This is a genomic window from Pantoea sp. nfd-35 (assembly GCF_056892255.1).
Map to the genome: position 1 here is coordinate 3,277,515 of NZ_CP122403.1, position 15,975 is coordinate 3,293,489.

Consider the following 15,975-nt stretch of genomic DNA (forward strand, 5'->3'; position numbering starts at 1 on the left):
ACTGACGCCGTGCGCAGCCTTGCCGCGCACGGCGTTTTTTATGCGCCGTCGAACGTCCTGAACAGCGCTTTGCCCTTGAGCAAACGCACGCCCAGCCAGCCTCCGCACAGCGACAACAACAACGCGCCACACAACGGTAACGCCAGCCACAAGGCCCAGTCGGGCTGCCACGGGAAATCGAAGATTTTACGCTGCAGCGCCCAGAGCGCCGCTTCAGCCCCCACTGCGGCCGCAACGCCGGACACCACGCCAATCAGCGCAAACTCACACCACAAGGTCGTCCGCAGCAGTCGCTTGCCTGCACCCAACGTGCGGTACACCACCAGTTCCTGACGGCGCTGACGCATGCCCACCTGAATCTGGGCCATCAGCAGCAATATGCCACAGGCGGTCACCAGCACCACCATAATCTCCAGGGCCTGGCTGACCTGGGTCAGCACCTGTCCGATCTGACGCATGATGCTGCCAATGTCCAGCAGGCTCAGGGTCGGGAACTCACGGTTTAGCTGCGCCAGCAGCGTGGGGTTATTGTCCAGCCGAAAGCTGGTGAGCCAGGTCAGCGGCTGGCTGTCGAGCGCACCGGGTGGAAAGATAAAGAAGAAGTTTGGCTTCAGGCTTTCCCAGTCAACCTTGCGCAGACTGGTAATTTTGGCACTGAACTTTTGCGTATCCCCCTCAAACGTTAAGCTGTCTCCCAGCTTCACCCCCAGCCGCTCCGCCAGCTCGGCCTCCATAGACACTTCCCCCACGGCAGGCGGCCAGTTGCCCGCCACCAGCGGATTATGCGCAGGGAGGGCCGCCAGCGAAGTCAGGTTGAGCTCACGGTTAAGGGCATTATCCCGTTCAGGATCGGCGGCTTGGCCGTTCAACTCGCTCAGCCGCATCCGTGCGATGGGATAAAAGGTTTCTGGTTTAATCTGATGCGCCTGCAGGAAATCACGCACCTGCGGCACCTGATCGGCCGTCATGTTAAGCAGGAAAAAGTTCGGGCTGTCGGCGGGTAACTGCTGCTGCCAGCGATCCAGCAGATCGCCCCGCATCACCAGCAGCAGGGCCAGCAACATAAACGACAGTGAGAACGCGGCAAGCTGACTCAGCGTCATCGCGGGCTGTCGCAGTAGCCGATTAATCGCCAGACGCAGCGCCAGATTTCGCACTGTCAGACGGCGCAGAAGCAGTAACGTGCCCCAGCCAAGCAGCGCCAGTAGCCCCGCCAGCACCACCACGCCCGCCAGCAGCGCCCACAGCATTTTACTGCCGCCCACCAGCGCCGCCAGCAGCCCCACCACCACGACAGCCATCGCCGGCAGGTAGATTTTCAGCGGCCAGACGGTGGCGACGGCATCGCGCCGAAATACGCGCAAAGGCTGCGTCGCCAGCAGCAGGCGATAAGGACGCAATCCCACCAGCAGGGAAATGACAAACAGCGACCCCGTGGCCCATACCCACGGCCACAGGCTCGCATCAGGCAGGGATGCGGGCAGAACGGGTTTAAGCATTCTCATCAACAGGGCTTCGACGCCCAGCCCGACTGCCCCGCCCGCTACGGCCGCCAGCAGCAATACCGCCAGCCACTGCCCAATAATCAGCTTTTGCAGCGCGCCGCGCGTAGCACCCAGCGTTTTCAGCACCGCCACCAGGTCGTAACGACTTCGGCAATAATGGCTCATTGCCACGGCCACGGCAGCGATCGCCAGCATCAGCGTTAACAACGCAGATAACAGCAAAAACTGCTGCGCGCGCTGCATTGAACGGCCCAGCGCATCTTCGGTGTTCTCAATACTGATCCAGCGTTGACCGGTTTTTATTTGCGGCGTTATCCAGCGGTCGTAGCTTTCCAGCTGCTGAGGGGTGCCAGCAAACTTGTAGCGCCAGGTGATGCGACTGCCGGGCTGGATCGCGCCGGTCTTATCGGCATCGGCCAGATTAATCAGTAAACGCGGCGCCATTTCGAACGGATTGAAACCGCCATCCGGCTCCTGTATCACCTCTCCGGCAATACGCAGCGTGGTATCTCCCACATCGAGTTCATCGCCCACGTGGAGGTTAAGCAGCGCCATTAAGCGCGGAGCGGCCAGTGCCGTGCCGGGCTGAGGTTTCAGGCCCGGAGGGCGGGTTTGCAGCTCGCCAAACATCGGGTAGTGGTTATCGACGGCTTTGACCGACGCCAGCTGCGGCGTCTGGCCGGCAAAGGTCATGGTCATAAAGCTCAGCTGACGGCTAACCGATAATCCCGCTTGCTGCGCTTTCGCCAGCCAGTCGGGCGGTGCCGCCGTGCTGGTGCGCAGGGTACGATCGCCCGCCATAAAGTCGCGACTCTGCTGACTCAGCCCTTTTTCCATCCGGTCGCTGATTGATCCCAGCGCCAGCACGCAGGCCACCGCCAGAGTGAGTGCCAGCCAGACGATTAACAGTGAGGGCGAACGCCACTCACGCCAGAACCAGCGCCAGATCATTGCTCCTCCCACAGTTTGCCGTCACGCAGACGCAAGCGTCGGTTACAGCGCGCCGCCAGCTGCTCGTCATGGGTAACCAGAATTAACGTCGTGGCAAAATCGCGGTTGAGGGAAAACAGCAGATCGACAATACGCTCGCCCGTTTTACGATCCAGATTCCCCGTTGGCTCATCGGCAAACAGCAGGCCCGGACGACCGCTGAAGGCCCGGGCAAGCGCGACGCGTTGCTGCTCACCACCGGATAACTGCGCGGGCAGATGCAGCAAACGCTCACCCAGGCCTAACTGCGTGAGCAGCTCCCGTGCCTGGTCACGGCTCTGACGGTCGCTCTCACCGCGCAGCAGTGCAGGCAACTGGACATTTTCCAGCGCATTTAACGTTGGCACCAGCATAAAAGACTGGAACACGAATCCTACCTGCTGCGCACGTAAGGCCGCCCGCTGCTCTTCATTCATCTGATGCAAGGGCTGGCCCAGCAGATGCACCTCGCCCTGGCTGCCGTCATCCAGACCGGCCAGAATCCCCAACAGCGTAGATTTGCCCGATCCTGACTCGCCAATCAGGGCGATTGTTTCAGCTGGTTTGACAACTAACTCAACTCCGGTAAGGATGGTTAACTGATGCTCTCCCTGACCCACGGACTTAGTAAGATGATGAACTTCAAGAATGTTTTCCGCTGGCATTATCCTTTCCTGTTATTGTGCTGTCTGTTGGTGTCCCGTCTTGCTGCGGCCGATACGTTGCTGGTGCTGGGCGACAGCCTGAGTGCAGGCTATCAAATGTCGGCCAGTAAAGCCTGGCCCAGCCTGCTCGATAAAAACTGGCAGCAGCAGCCCAGAGTGATTAATGCCAGTATTAGCGGCGATACCGCCGCACAAGGACTGGCGCGCTTACCTGCCCTATTAAAACAGCACCAACCGCAGTGGGTGTTAATCGAATTGGGCGGTAACGACGGCTTACGTGGCTTTCCGCCAAAGGATATTGAGCAAACGTTAAGCACCATCATCGAGCAGGTAAAAACCGCCAGGGCTAAACCGATCCTGATGCAAGTACGTTTACCCGCCAACTACGGCCGCCGTTATACGGATGCGTTCCGCGCGATTTATCCGCAGTTGGCGAAACAGCACGATATTCCTTTACTGCCCTTTTTCATGGAGCAGGTTTATTTAAAACCCGAATGGATGCAGCAGGATGGTATTCATCCCAATCCTGACGCCCAACCCTTTATCGCTGAACTGATGGCGAAAGAACTGGCCCCATTAGTTAAGCAGTAGTTGTGCAAAAAAGGTAACACATGCAAAAAACCATTTTGATCACGGGCTGTTCGAGCGGTATTGGCCTGGTTGCAGCCAATGACCTGCTGGCTCGCGGCTATCACGTTATTGCAGCCTGCCGAAAAGCCGACGACGTGGCGCGCATGCAAAGCCTCGGCTTTACGGGGCTGATGCTGGATTTGGACGACGCAGAGAGCGTTGACCGCGCTGCCGATGAGGTGTTGGCGCTGACCGGTAACCGGCTGTTTGCCCTGTTTAATAACGCCGGCTTCGGCACCTATGGTCCGTTAAACACCATCACGCGTCAGCAATTTGAACAGCAATTTTCCAGCAATGTGTTTGGCACCCACCAACTCACTATGCGGCTGCTTCCGGCGTTGAAGGCTTTTGGCAATGCCCGGATCGTGAATACCAGTTCGGTGTTAGGCCTGATTTCCACGCCGGGTCGGGGCGTTTATGCCGCCAGTAAATATGCGCTGGAAGCCTGGAGCGATGCGTTACGCATGGAGCTGCACGCAAGCGGCGTGCGCGTCAGCCTCATTGAACCGGGTCCAATCCAGACCCGATTCACCGATAATGTGACGCAGGGTGAGCAGGATAATCCGGTGCTGAATCCCGGTCTGGCCGCGCGGTTTACGCTGCCGCCTGAGGCCATTTTACCTAAGCTGCGCCATGCGCTCGAAAGCAAACATCCGCGTTTGCGTTATCCGGTGACACTGGTCGCACACGCGATGGGCCTGTTGAAACGCGCGCTGCCAGGCTGGATACTGGATCGCATAATTCGCAGTCAGTAAAGGTATTGCGCGAATACAGCTTGAAGCAGGGCCAGTCGGCCCCATATTCTTTAAACATTTTCTGCAAAGAGACTTAGTCATGTCACCACACGCTTCGATTATCGACATTAACGAATCCAACCTGCAACAGACCCTTGAGCAGTCAATGCAGATACCGGTGCTGTTCTACTTTTGGTCGGATCGCAGCCAACATTGCCAGGAACTGACGCCGTTGCTGGAGCGACTGGCTCAGGAATACGCAGGCCAGTTTATTCTTGCCAAACTGGATTGTGATAAAGAGCAAAGGGTGGCATCGCAATTTGGGTTACGCTCCATTCCCACCGTCTACCTGTTCCAGAACGGCCAGCCTGTTGACGGTTTCCAGGGGCCACAGCCGGAAGACGCCGTGCGCGCCCTGCTGGAAAAAGTGCTGCCGCGTGAGGAAGAGTTAAAAGCCCAGCAGGCGATGGCGCTGATGCAGGAAGGCAAACCGCTGGACGCTTTACCGCTGCTGAAAGAGGCATGGCAGCTCAGTAATAAAGACAGCGAAGTTGGTTTTCTGCTGGCGGAAGTGCTGATTACCCTGAACCGTAGCGATGAAGCAGAAACGGTACTCAACGCCGTGCCGTTGCAGGATCAGGACACCCGTTATCAAAGCCTGGTCGCCCAGATCGATTTACTGAAACAGGCGGCCGATACGCCCGAAATTCAGCAGCTGCAATCACAGCTGGAAAGCGACCCGGACAATGCTGAACTGGCGACCAAACTGTCACTGCAGCTGCATCAGGTCGGGCGTAATGAAGAAGCGCTGGAACTGCTGTTTAACGTCATTAAACGCGATTTGAACGCCGCTGACGGCCAGGCGCGTAAAATGTTGCAGGAGATCCTGGCGGCATTGGGCACGGGCGATGCGCTTGCCGCACGCTATCGCCGCCAGCTCTATTCCCTGCTTTACTGATGTAAGCAGAAAACGGGCCGAACGATTTGGCCCGTTCATCTGACAACCTGGAGGTTATATGCTCACCGTGATTCCTGTTCTCATCCTGGTCGCCCTGGTCACCGTATGGTCCGGCGTCAAAATCGTTCCGCAAGGCTATCAGTGGACGGTCGAACGCTTTGGCCGCTACACCCGCACGCTTCAGCCCGGCCTGAGTCTGGTTGTTCCCTTCATGGATCGTATCGGTCATAAGATCAATATGATGGAACGGGTGCTGGATATTCCCTCTCAGGAGATCATCTCCAAAGATAACGCCAACGTCACGATTGATGCGGTCTGTTTTGTCCAGGCCATCGATCCGGCGCGGGCCGCCTATGAAGTCAGCAATCTGGAGCTGGCGATTCTTAACCTCACTATGACCAATATGCGCACCGTGTTGGGCAGCATGGAACTGGATGAGATGCTGTCTCAGCGAGACAGCATTAATACCCGCTTACTGCATATCGTTGATGAAGCCACCAATCCCTGGGGCGTAAAAATCACCCGTATTGAAATTCGTGATGTTCGTCCGCCACAGGAGCTGATTGGCGCCATGAACGCCCAGATGAAAGCGGAGCGTACTAAACGAGCCGATATTCTGGCGGCGGAAGGTGTGCGGCAGGCGGAAATTCTGCGGGCCGAAGGGGAAAAACAGGCGCAGATTTTGAAAGCGGAAGGGGAACGAACGTCGGCTTTCCTGCAGGCTGAAGCCCGTGAACGTCAGGCGGAAGCGGAAGCCCGCGCCACGAAAATGGTATCGGAAGCGATAGCCGCCGGCGATATTCAGGCCATAAATTACTTTGTGGCGCAGAAATACACGGATGCGCTGCAAAAAATTGGTGAGTCCAGTAACAGTAAAGTGGTGATGATGCCGCTGGAAGCCAGCAGCTTGTTGGGTGCGATCGGCGGAATTGGTGAGCTGTTAAAAGAAACCCGCAGCGAGTCGAAACGCTGATGGTGAGTGAGATTGTTGCCCATCCGCACTGGTTCTGGCTGACGCTGGGCGGGCTGCTACTGGCGGCTGAGATGCTCGGCACAAATGGCTACCTGCTCTGGAGCGGGCTCGCAGCCATGCTGGTCGGTATCACAGAATGGGCTTTGCCGCTCAGTTGGACCGCCCAGGGCTGTTTGTTTGCCGCATTAACGCTGGCGAGCGTATTTATCTGGCATCGCGTAATGCGCTATCGCGAGCGCAACCAGCAGCCAAATTCCCTTAATCAGCGCGGCAACCAGATGATCGGCCTGCAGTTGACCCTGGACAGTGCGTTGCAAAACGGTATCGGTCACGTCCGCGTTGGCGACAGCAGCTGGCGCGTTCAGGCAGACCAGAATCTCCCTGCCGGTACGTTGGTTGAAGTGGTAGCTGTGGAAGGTATTACACTGCGCATTCAGTCTCGCGTGCCGTCACCCTGACTGCAGCAGCCTGCCAGGTTATTAATGATCGGGCAGTCCGCGCTGTCATTACCCGGGCAGGCCGCCGCCAGCGCCAACAGGCGTGCGCGCATGGCGTGCAGTTCTTCAATATGCGCAGCAATTTCGTCAGCTTTCTGCAGCGTACGCGCCTTAACGTCCGCGCTGTGGCGTTCAGGGTCGTTAAACAGCCCGACCAGCTCGCGGCACTCATCAAGGGTAAAACCCACCTGCCGTGCCTGACGTAATAAATTCAGCTCATCAAGATGGTGTGAATTGTAATGCCGGTAGCCGTTATCGCCGCGCAGCGGGGGCGTGACTACGCCCTTTTCTTCATAGAAACGAATAGCCTTACTGGTTAGCCCGGTCTTTTTCGCCACGGTACTAATATTCATAACAGTTTTCCTGATCTTCCCCTATACGGGGCGCTTCTAAAAGGCCCAGCCCGTGAGCTGCCGGGCTAAATCAGTGTTTGATTCTACGTCACTCGTGCCCGACTCTGTCGTTTTGCACCCGAGAACAGGTGGAAAACAAGGCATTTCATGCAGGAGATTATAGATCACCCTGCCAGGTAAAAGGGTTCTCGTCCCGGTATCTGAGTCAACACGGTCGCTGCAGAGGCCTTCGGCTGACTCTTCCGGTTAACCTGAGTAATGCCAAAACGCGCCTGAGTGCAGAACAAACTGGCCAGCCGGTCAATCTGTCATCAATTCTATAAAAAATAAGATGATAACGCTTGTCAACGCAGAAAGTTCCGATAAAATCCCGCCAGTTTGTAACAAATCATTATCATCATTAAAGTATAGGGGATTGGATTATGGCCTTAGTCAACTGTCCAGAATGTCATAAGGAAGTGAGTGATTCAGCATTACGTTGTCCATCATGTGCCAGGCAGCTCAGAAAGCCGCGTCGCTCTTTTTTTGGCAAAATGGTTAAGTGGACTTTCATTCTGTTTAACATTCTTATGGTGTACTGCCTGTTCGCAGGATTAGGTGGAAGTGGCGACGTTATCAATAACGCGGCTTCCGATGCGGAAAAAGCCGGTGCTGCGCTTGGAGCAGGTTTAGGTTTAATGGCGATCGGCACCCTTTGGGTTATTGGCGACATCATTATCGGGACGCTGGTCTTCTTTACCAGACCCAAAGGGTAATTGACTCATCCTGCGTGCCTGCAAAGGGTTTAGCATGCCTGGCGAAAACTGTTGCACAGCAGGGAACAGCGAAATGTCGATCCCGTTAACGCGGATAGCAGGTAAATCAGTCCCGCTTATCTGGCGAAGCACGGAACTGTGTATATCTTGAGCGACAGGCATGATCGAACAGGATGAAGCCTCGGCAGTAAGCGCAGGGCTGGCCGTCATTTCGTCACCCCTTTTCATCAGCGGGCTTGCACGCCTTTAAGCCGAATGAAAGTCAAAAAAAAGCCCTGCTTATCTGGACTGCCGCAAAAGTTGGACAGTGCAGGTTACGCGGGGCTTTCTTCTTGTGGCGTCCTGAATAATGTCAACACCAGCAAGCCGGGTACACCACCGGTGAATAAACTTCCTTTATCTGGCCATTCAGGATTTGACCTTCCCCTTGAGGGAAGGTTTAACCTGAATAACAGTCACATCTAAACGATCAACCCCGCACATCTGATAAAGGAGTCAACCATGTCAAACACGATTGTTCTGGCGCTGGACGGATTGTCCTGCGGCCACTGCGTAAAACGCGTCAAAGATGCGCTCGAACAGCGCGACGATGTCGAGCTGGCGGAGGTTACTCAACAGGAAGCCCGCGTGTCAGGCCGTGCAGACGCTACCGCGCTGATCGCTACCGTTGAACAAGCGGGCTACCATGCAACATTAAAAGCTGCGGGTTCCAGCCCAAAGCCTGAGCCGTTGACAGCAGCAGAGCCGCCGCCGGAGGCGCTGACAACGGAGTCTTCTCCTCTTCCGGCAACTGAAAATCAGCCCGCTCACGTGCTGTTAATCGACGGGATGAGCTGCGCCAGCTGTGTCAGCCGGGTTGAGAAAGCCCTTGAGCAGGTAAGTGGTGTGCAACAGGCCCGCGTGAATCTGGCCGAACGCAGCGCGCTGGTGATGGGCAATGTGGCACCCCATCTGCTGGTCGCCGCCGTGGATGCGGCCGGCTATGGGGCGGAAGTGGTCGAAGACGAACAGCAACGACGTGAAAAGCAGCAGCGCAGCGCCCGACGCGCCATGCGACGTTTTAGCTGGCAGGCGGGACTTGCACTGCTGTTTGGCGTGCCGTTAATGATCTGGGGCATGCTGGGCGACAACATGATGCTCACCGAGGACAATCATACCACCTGGCTGGTGTTGGGCACGGTTACGCTGTTGGTGATGGTCGCCACGGGCGGTCACTTCTACCGCAGTGCCTGGCGCAGCCTGCTCAACCGCAGCGCGACAATGGATACCTTAGTCTCGCTGGGCACCGCCGCCGCCTGGATCTACTCCTTTAGCGTGGTGATTTGGCCGGCGTTCTTCCCGCTGCAGGCGCGTCATCTCTACTTCGAAGCCAGCGTAATGATTCTCGGCCTGATCAATCTGGGCCATGCGCTTGAACAACGCGCGCGTCAGCGTTCCTCGCGAGCCCTGGAACACCTGCTCGATCTGACGCCGGAACAGGCAAGAGTCGTAACGGAACAGGGTGAAACCTCAATGCCGGTTAGCGCGGTACAGCCCGGCATGATCCTGCGGCTGGTCGCGGGCGATCGCGTGCCGGTCGATGGCGAAGTCCAGGACGGTGAAGCCTGGTGTGATGAGGCCATGCTGACCGGTGAGGCGGTGCCGCAAAGCAAAACGCAGGGCGATCGTCTGTTTGCCGGCACCCTGGTGCAGGACGGGACAGTACGCTTTATTGCCCGCGCGACCGGTGGCAATACGACGCTGGCGCGCATCATTCAGTTAGTCCGTAAAGCCCAGAGCAGTAAGCCAGATGTGGGCCGTCTGGCCGATCGTATTTCTGCCGTGTTTGTGCCGGTGGTGGTGCTTATCGCCCTGATAAGCGCCGCAGTCTGGTATACCGCCGGTCCGGCGCCTCAGATTGCCTACGCGCTGGTGGTGGCCACCACAGTGCTGATTATTGCCTGCCCCTGCGCGCTGGGCCTGGCCACGCCCATGTCGATTATCGCCGGAACCGGCCGCGCCGCCGAATACGGCGTGCTGGTACGCGATGCCGATGCACTGCAGCGCGCCAGCCGTATCGATACGCTGGTGTTTGATAAAACCGGCACGCTGACAAGGGGCACACCGCAGGTGACCGAGGTGATGAGCTTGAACGGCAGCACGCGCGATTCGGTCCTGTCTTCGGCGGCGGCGCTGGAACAGACATCGGGTCACCCACTGGCGAAAGCGATCCTGGCGGAAGCGGGTACCGCAGCAACGCCCGCGATTGCGCAATTTCGTACAATACGCGGCAAAGGCGTAAGCGGCATACTCAATGGCAGACAGCTGTTACTGGGTAATGTCAGTCTGTTACACGATTACGGCGTGGATTGCCAACCGGCGCGGGCTGAAATTGACAGGCTTACCCGGCAAGGGGCAACCCCGGTATTACTGGCACAGGATGGACAGCTTACCGGTCTGATTGGCTTGCGGGATACGCTGCGCCCCGAAGCGAAAGCAGCACTGCAGCGGCTGCATGAAGCGGGTTACCGACTGGTTATGCTGACCGGGGATCATGAAAATACGGCCCGGGCTGTTGCGCATGAAGTCGGGATTGATGAGGTGATTGCAGGCGTACTGCCCGAAGGTAAAGCCGATGCGATAAGCCAACTACAGCAGCAAGGAAGGCAGGTTGCCATGGTGGGCGATGGTATCAATGATGCTCCTGCACTGGCGCAGGCTGATGTCGGTATTGCGATGGGCAGCGGCAGCGATGTGGCGGTAGAAACCGCAGCGATTACGCTCATGCGGGCCGATCTGCATGGCGTGGTGGATGCCTTAAAGATTGCCTCCGCCACCCTGGGCAATATCCGGCAGAATCTGTTTGGCGCGTTTATTTACAACGTTATCGGTATTCCGCTGGCGGCAGGCGTGCTCTTTCCTTTTACCGGCCTGTTGCTTAGCCCGGTTTTTGCCGGTGCCGCCATGGCGCTGTCGTCAATAACCGTGGTGAGCAATGCTAACCGCCTGTTGCGCTATAAGCCACGCGTTTAGCAATAACTGCCCTGCTCTGTCTTTCGCAACGGGATCCCGCTAGCATGGTGGCTTTCAAACAGTGAAGGACAGGGAATGACAGCGCGCCTTTTGCAACGTTTACGTAACTGGATTAATCCGCTTTTTCCAGCCAGCTATCGTTGGCCCGCCGTGGATATTCAGTCGGGCGAATGCCGGTTTCATCTGGTGGGTAGCATTCATATGGGCACCCGTGACATGCAGCCCCTGCCGGTCCGGCTGCTACAGCAGTTGCAAAAAGCCGATGCGCTGGTGGTTGAAGCGGATATTACCCAGGGAGGATCGCCATTTGAAAACACGGAAGAGCGTCCGCCACTGATCGCCAGAATGGATGATGAGGCGCTGGCGAAGCTTGAAACACTGTGCAACGAAACCGGTCTGCCCCTGAGCCGGTTTGATACGTTACCGGCCTGGCAGATTGCGCTGATGCTACAGGCCCAGCAGGCCCAGCGGCTGGGGTTACGTCCTGATTTCGGTATTGATTATCAGCTGCTACAGGCCGCGCGGGCGATGGATAAACCCGTGATTGAACTGGAGGGTGCGCAGGCGCAAATCACCCTGCTGAAATCCTTGCCCGACGATGGCATGGCGCTGCTGGCGGATACGCTGACCCACTGGCACACCAACGCACGCATGTTGCAAACGATGGTGAGCTGGTGGCTGGAAAGCCCGCCACGCGATCCCCAGATTGCGTTGCCAGCGACATTCAGTCAGACCCTGAACGACACGCTGATTAGCCAGCGTAACAGCCAGTGGTGTGATCATTTACGTCGCCTGCCTTCGGGCCGATATGTCGTCGCGGTCGGCGCTCTGCATTTATATGGCGAGAATAGCCTGCCGGGAATGATGCGCGTCAGATAACTCACGGCAAAAAAAAGAGAGCCGACAGTCATATCGGCTCTTCAAAGAGGAATGTGTTAATGATTTTAGTTGTCGCCAACAACAGGATTGCTGGCGCGTGGCAATTCTCGCCTAAAGCACATTATTTCGCCACATTTATTGTTCATTAATACGTAATAAGATTTTTCTGAATATGAGGCAATAATGACGCCCGCGGTAAAACTACTGGAAAAACAAAAGGTCAGCTTCACACTGCATCCTTATGAGCATGACAGTAACGAAACCAGTTTTGGCGACGAAGCGGTTCGTAAGCTCAACCTGGACGCCCGGCAGGTGTATAAAACCCTGCTGGTGGCGTTGAACGGCGAGGCGAAACACCTTGCCGTGGCCGTTACGCCCGTCGCTACTCAGCTCGACCTCAAGAAAGTGGCAAAAGCGTTCAATGTCAAAAAAGCCGAGATGGCCGATCCCATGCTGGCCCAGCGCATCACCGGTTATCTGGTGGGCGGTATCAGCCCGCTGGGCCAAAAAAAGCGCCTGCCTACGGTGATCGACAGCTCGGCAAACGCCTTTGCGACCCTGTTTATTTCCGGCGGTAAGCGCGGGCTGGATATCGAGTTAAGCCCACAGGATCTGTCACGGCTGCTGGAGGCACCCTTAGCGGATATTGCCCGACGCGACTAAGCCGGTTGCAGTGCGCAGAGTTCATCAATCATCCAGCGCCCGGCAGGGCCGGGTGGATTGCGGCGCGACCAGACGACGTCAACCGCGATGCGCTGCGGCCATCCTGGTAAGGGCAACTCCTTTAAAACACCATGTCCAAACTGTTTCACCAGCCAACGGGGTAAAATACTCCAGCCAAAGCCCTGTTCCGCCATCTCCAGCAGGACATAATAGGTTTGAGCAGACCAGGCTCTCCCCTGGAAAGTCGGTGCACGACGATCGGTCCAGGTATTGAGGCGCAGGTGACGAAGAGGTTCGAGCTGACTTTCGCTGATCGTGGTTTCCCGCGCCAGGGGATGATCACGATGCAGATAAGCCCCTAATTCAGCATCAACCTGCAGGCGCGCGATCGCAATGTCAGCCGGCAGCGTTGGCTGGGCACGAATCACCCCAATATGCGCACGCCCGGTTTGCAACAGCTCAACGACATCATCATCTTCCGCCGCAATGCCTTCCAGCTCGACATCAGGATAATGCTGATCAAATTGCTTAAGCAGTCGCTGATGGTAATGCGTTTGCCAAAAATCTGAGACTGCAACGCTGAGCCGCGGCTCTGTTCCCTCGGACAAGCGCGTCGCCAGCGCATCCAGTCGCTCGCTGGCGGCGAGGATTTGCTGCACCTGAGGCAGCACGCGTCGCCCCTGCTCGGTGAGCTGTGGCTGGCGGCCGCGCCGGTCAAACAGGGCGAAACCGAGATCGGCTTCCAGATTAACCACAGCCACGCTGACGGTAGACTGGCTTTTTTTTAACGCCCGCGCGGCGGCTGAGAACGAGCCGCTGGCAACGGTCTGGACAAAGGCTTCCAGAGATTCCGGTGAGTAACGCATGAGAACCATCGCTTTTATCGATAGATGATCATTTTATCTTAGCATTTTGTCGTGGGAGAATGCGTAGCCTGAATAAAGGAGATTGAAATGCAAATCCGTTCACTCACAGAACGCATCGTCCATGCCACCCTGTTTGAAGGCCTGGCCATCGTGACGATTGCTCCGCTGGCAGCATGGTTTATGAATAAACCCCTGTTTCAGATGGGAGCGCTGGCGATCATGCTGTCTACGGTGGCAATGCTATGGAATATGATTTACAACAGCGTGTTTGATCGGTTTTATCCGCCAGGGCAGAAACGTCGCGCCCTGCTTCGAGCGCTGCACGCATTGGGTTTTGAGGGCGGTTTTATCCTGATAGGCCTGCCGCTGGCGGCCTGGATGCTGGAGATTTCACTGTGGCAGGCATTTTTAATTGAAGTCGCGTTTTTTCTGTTCTTTCTGCCCTACACCTTCGTCTACAACCTGGTGTGGGACAAACTGCGTCCACACTGGTTCGGTCGCAAATCCTGCCGCGCCTGAAAAAAAGCAGGGAGGCGTTCTCCCTGCCTGGACTTAATGCAGCGTTGCACTCTCTCCATTCCAGTGCCGGATCCACGTCAGTACCATTTTGGGATAGCGCCGCAACGGCGTCGCGTCTTTCGCTTCATCCTTTGGTGGTGCTGCCTGCTCAGCCTGATAAATAACCGCTTCACGTGGCTGGTAATCGCTGGCGTTCACCGGAGAATGGGCGCTTAGCCAGTCCCGCAGGACCTGCGCATCCACCTTGCCGCTGTTCACATAACCCGGGTGCGTGTCGATGCGTGGATAGCCATCCCCGCCTGCGGCATTAAAACTGTTTGTCGACATACGATAGGTTTTTTCATCTGCCAGCGGCTGTCCGTTGATCCTGACCTGGCTGACGCTGCTGCCGTTGGCGATCAGGCTGACGTTGGCCAACTGGGCAAAACCGCCTGAATCAGGTTTGATGTTTGCCACAACCGCCAGATAGCGTTTGATTTCTGCGCCGGTCAGCGTGACGGAAACGACCTGATTACCGAAGGGTTGTACCTGTAACAGATCGCGCCAGGCAACCGGGCCGGATGTCAGCGAGGTACGGATCCCGCCCCCGCTCATCACGGCGAAGTCAGCCTGCGTTGCGGCCATCTGCGCACGCAGTATTAACTGCCCAATGGCGCTTTGTTTAAACCGCACGGTTTCTTTTTCGCCGGGGAAATCCCCTTTAATGCTTCCCACGTTGACCCGTAGCTTCGCGTCTGCGCGCTTTTGAAAAGGCGTCAGTAGTTTCATCATTGCGGTGTTAGCCGGGATGGCTTCCTGCCAGGTCAGTGAGGATTCACTGCCATCAAGATTTTTGATTTTGTGTTTGAGGTTGACCGGTATCAGCTGGTAGGCCTCCAGCGTCACCTCTCCATTGCGGTAGGTAAAATCGCCGCGCCCTACGTATTTACCCCATTTTTCCGCTTGCATGATCCAGACGCCGTTCTGCCGATCGGGCTCACAGGGTTGGCCTGGCTGATAGTCTTTACGGCTGACATTCTCTTTTTCCATACATACCGCATCGTGAGAATGCCCCCCGACGATCATATTGAGGGTTCCCTTTGGCAGACTGCGGGCCAGCGTCACGTCATCAACACCGTTACTGCCGTGTTGACCGTCGTCATAATGGCCAAGATGGGTTAACGCGACGATAACGTCGGGCTTCTCAGTAGCACGCAGCTCGGCGACGGCCTTTTCGGCCTCGGCAATGGGATCGCGGAATTCGATATCGCTTAACTGCGCAGGATTTGTCAGCCGGGCGGTATCGGGGGTAATCAATCCGAGCACGGCGATTTTTAACCCCATGCGCTGAAATACAGCCCAGGGCTTAAACAGGCGCTTGCCACTGCTTTTTTGATAGACGTTGGCGGCCAGGAACGGAAATTTGGCCCATTTTTCCTGCTTACGCAGGACGGCGAGCGGTTTATCGAACTCGTGATTGCCCAGCGTCATGGCGTCGTAGCCAATCAGGTTCATGCCGCGAATGTCGGGTTCCGCGTCCAGCTCATCCGACTCAGGCACGCCGCTGTTAACATCGCCAGCAGACAAGATTAACGCCCCACCGCCTTTGGCCTGAATATCGTAACGCTGCGTATCCATTAGCGTTTTTTGCGCTGCCAGCCCGTATTCACCCTGATCATTAGTCCAAAAATGCCCATGTTGATCGTTGGTATGCAGAATGCTGAAACGGTAACTGCGGTCAGGCACTGCAGCATGAGTAAACAGCGACGATAACATCACGAGCAGTGCCAGACCTGCTCCTGCCCCTCGAAATATCAACACAGCCCTTCTCCTTTGATTGTTATCCGTTTCACCCGCCGGCCATCGGCGCCCTTCTGTGTCGCACAGAAATGGCCGTAACTCAAGATGAATACGGCTCCGTCTGGCCATTATGGCAGGCCAGGCGACCTGACAGGAAACGCCAACCGTCTGATTTATCCGCTCTCTTTTCTCTGACGCGCTGTTAAAAGGCTAAATGT

Annotated in this window: 15 protein-coding genes; 10 read left to right on the forward strand and 5 right to left on the reverse strand. The window is 56.6% G+C overall.

The features are described from left to right. Positions 1–38: 38 nt before the first annotated feature. The gene (ybbP, locus tag P9J57_RS15310) at positions 39–2,456 is read right to left on the reverse strand and encodes a putative ABC transporter permease subunit YbbP (protein WP_483279281.1); all 2,418 of its coding nucleotides are present in this window, start codon (positions 2,454–2,456) and stop codon (positions 39–41) included. After that, on the reverse strand, positions 2,453–3,139 hold the full coding sequence (ybbA, locus tag P9J57_RS15315; protein ID WP_013024940.1) for a putative ABC transporter ATP-binding protein YbbA: 687 nt from the start codon (positions 3,137–3,139) through the stop codon (positions 2,453–2,455). Before ybbA ends, ybbP begins: the two co-directional genes overlap by 4 nt. Here ybbA and tesA point away from each other — a divergent pair. From tesA to P9J57_RS15340, 5 genes are all read left to right on the forward strand, one after another. Beyond that, positions 3,107–3,730, forward strand: coding sequence for a multifunctional acyl-CoA thioesterase I/protease I/lysophospholipase L1 (tesA, locus tag P9J57_RS15320; protein WP_022622644.1), 624 nt, complete (start codon positions 3,107–3,109; stop codon positions 3,728–3,730). The two genes, ybbA and tesA, sit on opposite strands and share 33 nt — an antisense overlap. A 20-nt stretch (positions 3,731–3,750) precedes the next feature. Continuing rightward, positions 3,751–4,524 carry an SDR family oxidoreductase gene (locus P9J57_RS15325; protein WP_013024938.1) on the forward strand — a complete coding sequence of 258 codons (774 nt, stop codon included), beginning with the start codon at positions 3,751–3,753 and terminating at the stop codon, positions 4,522–4,524. Positions 4,525–4,603: 79 nt separating this feature from the next. After that, positions 4,604–5,461 (forward strand): co-chaperone YbbN, encoded by an 858-nt coding sequence (locus P9J57_RS15330; RefSeq protein ID WP_483279282.1) that lies wholly within the window; start codon positions 4,604–4,606, stop codon positions 5,459–5,461. Positions 5,462–5,519: 58 nt separating this feature from the next. Then, positions 5,520–6,434, forward strand: coding sequence for an SPFH domain-containing protein (locus P9J57_RS15335; protein ID WP_014606415.1), 915 nt, complete (start codon positions 5,520–5,522; stop codon positions 6,432–6,434). Further along, a complete protein-coding gene (locus P9J57_RS15340) occupies positions 6,434–6,892 on the forward strand; it encodes an NfeD family protein (RefSeq protein ID WP_014593102.1) in 459 nt (152 codons plus the stop codon). The genes P9J57_RS15335 and P9J57_RS15340 overlap by 1 nt, the downstream gene beginning before the upstream one ends. Here P9J57_RS15340 and cueR read toward each other — a convergent pair. Next, positions 6,868–7,284, reverse strand: a complete 417-nt coding sequence (gene cueR, locus P9J57_RS15345; RefSeq protein ID WP_014593101.1) for a Cu(I)-responsive transcriptional regulator — start codon at positions 7,282–7,284, stop codon at positions 6,868–6,870. The genes P9J57_RS15340 and cueR overlap by 25 nt on opposite strands. A gap of 422 nt (positions 7,285–7,706) precedes the next feature. Between cueR and P9J57_RS15350 the strand changes: the two genes are divergently transcribed. The 4 genes from P9J57_RS15350 to ybaK all read left to right on the forward strand — a co-directional run bounded on the left by P9J57_RS15350 (position 7,707) and on the right by ybaK (position 12,593). After that, on the forward strand, positions 7,707–8,039 hold the full coding sequence (locus P9J57_RS15350; RefSeq protein WP_015700812.1) for a hypothetical protein: 333 nt from the start codon (positions 7,707–7,709) through the stop codon (positions 8,037–8,039). Between the two features lie 501 nt (positions 8,040–8,540). Further along, a complete protein-coding gene (gene copA, locus P9J57_RS15355) occupies positions 8,541–11,051 on the forward strand; it encodes a copper-exporting P-type ATPase CopA (RefSeq protein ID WP_483279283.1) in 2,511 nt (836 codons plus the stop codon). A 75-nt stretch (positions 11,052–11,126) separates the two neighbouring features. After that, positions 11,127–11,930: a TraB/GumN family protein gene (locus P9J57_RS15360; protein ID WP_116219514.1), complete on the forward strand. Its 804-nt coding sequence runs from the start codon at positions 11,127–11,129 to the stop codon at positions 11,928–11,930. Between the two features lie 183 nt (positions 11,931–12,113). Next, the gene (ybaK, locus tag P9J57_RS15365; RefSeq protein ID WP_019106627.1) at positions 12,114–12,593 is read left to right on the forward strand and encodes a Cys-tRNA(Pro)/Cys-tRNA(Cys) deacylase YbaK; all 480 of its coding nucleotides are present in this window, start codon (positions 12,114–12,116) and stop codon (positions 12,591–12,593) included. On the opposite strand, the gene P9J57_RS15370 is transcribed toward ybaK, so the two are convergent. Beyond that, a complete protein-coding gene (locus tag P9J57_RS15370; protein ID WP_483279284.1) occupies positions 12,590–13,459 on the reverse strand; it encodes a LysR family transcriptional regulator in 870 nt (289 codons plus the stop codon). The two genes, ybaK and P9J57_RS15370, sit on opposite strands and share 4 nt — an antisense overlap. An 87-nt stretch (positions 13,460–13,546) precedes the next feature. Here P9J57_RS15370 and P9J57_RS15375 point away from each other — a divergent pair, with 87 nt between their 5' ends. Next, the gene (locus tag P9J57_RS15375; protein WP_022622650.1) at positions 13,547–13,978 is read left to right on the forward strand and encodes a multidrug/biocide efflux PACE transporter; all 432 of its coding nucleotides are present in this window, start codon (positions 13,547–13,549) and stop codon (positions 13,976–13,978) included. Between the two features lie 33 nt (positions 13,979–14,011). Here P9J57_RS15375 and ushA read toward each other — a convergent pair whose 3' ends face one another. Next, positions 14,012–15,733, reverse strand: coding sequence for a bifunctional UDP-sugar hydrolase/5'-nucleotidase UshA (ushA, locus tag P9J57_RS15380; RefSeq protein WP_483279511.1), 1,722 nt, complete (start codon positions 15,731–15,733; stop codon positions 14,012–14,014). Between the last annotated feature and the right edge of the window lie 242 nt (positions 15,734–15,975).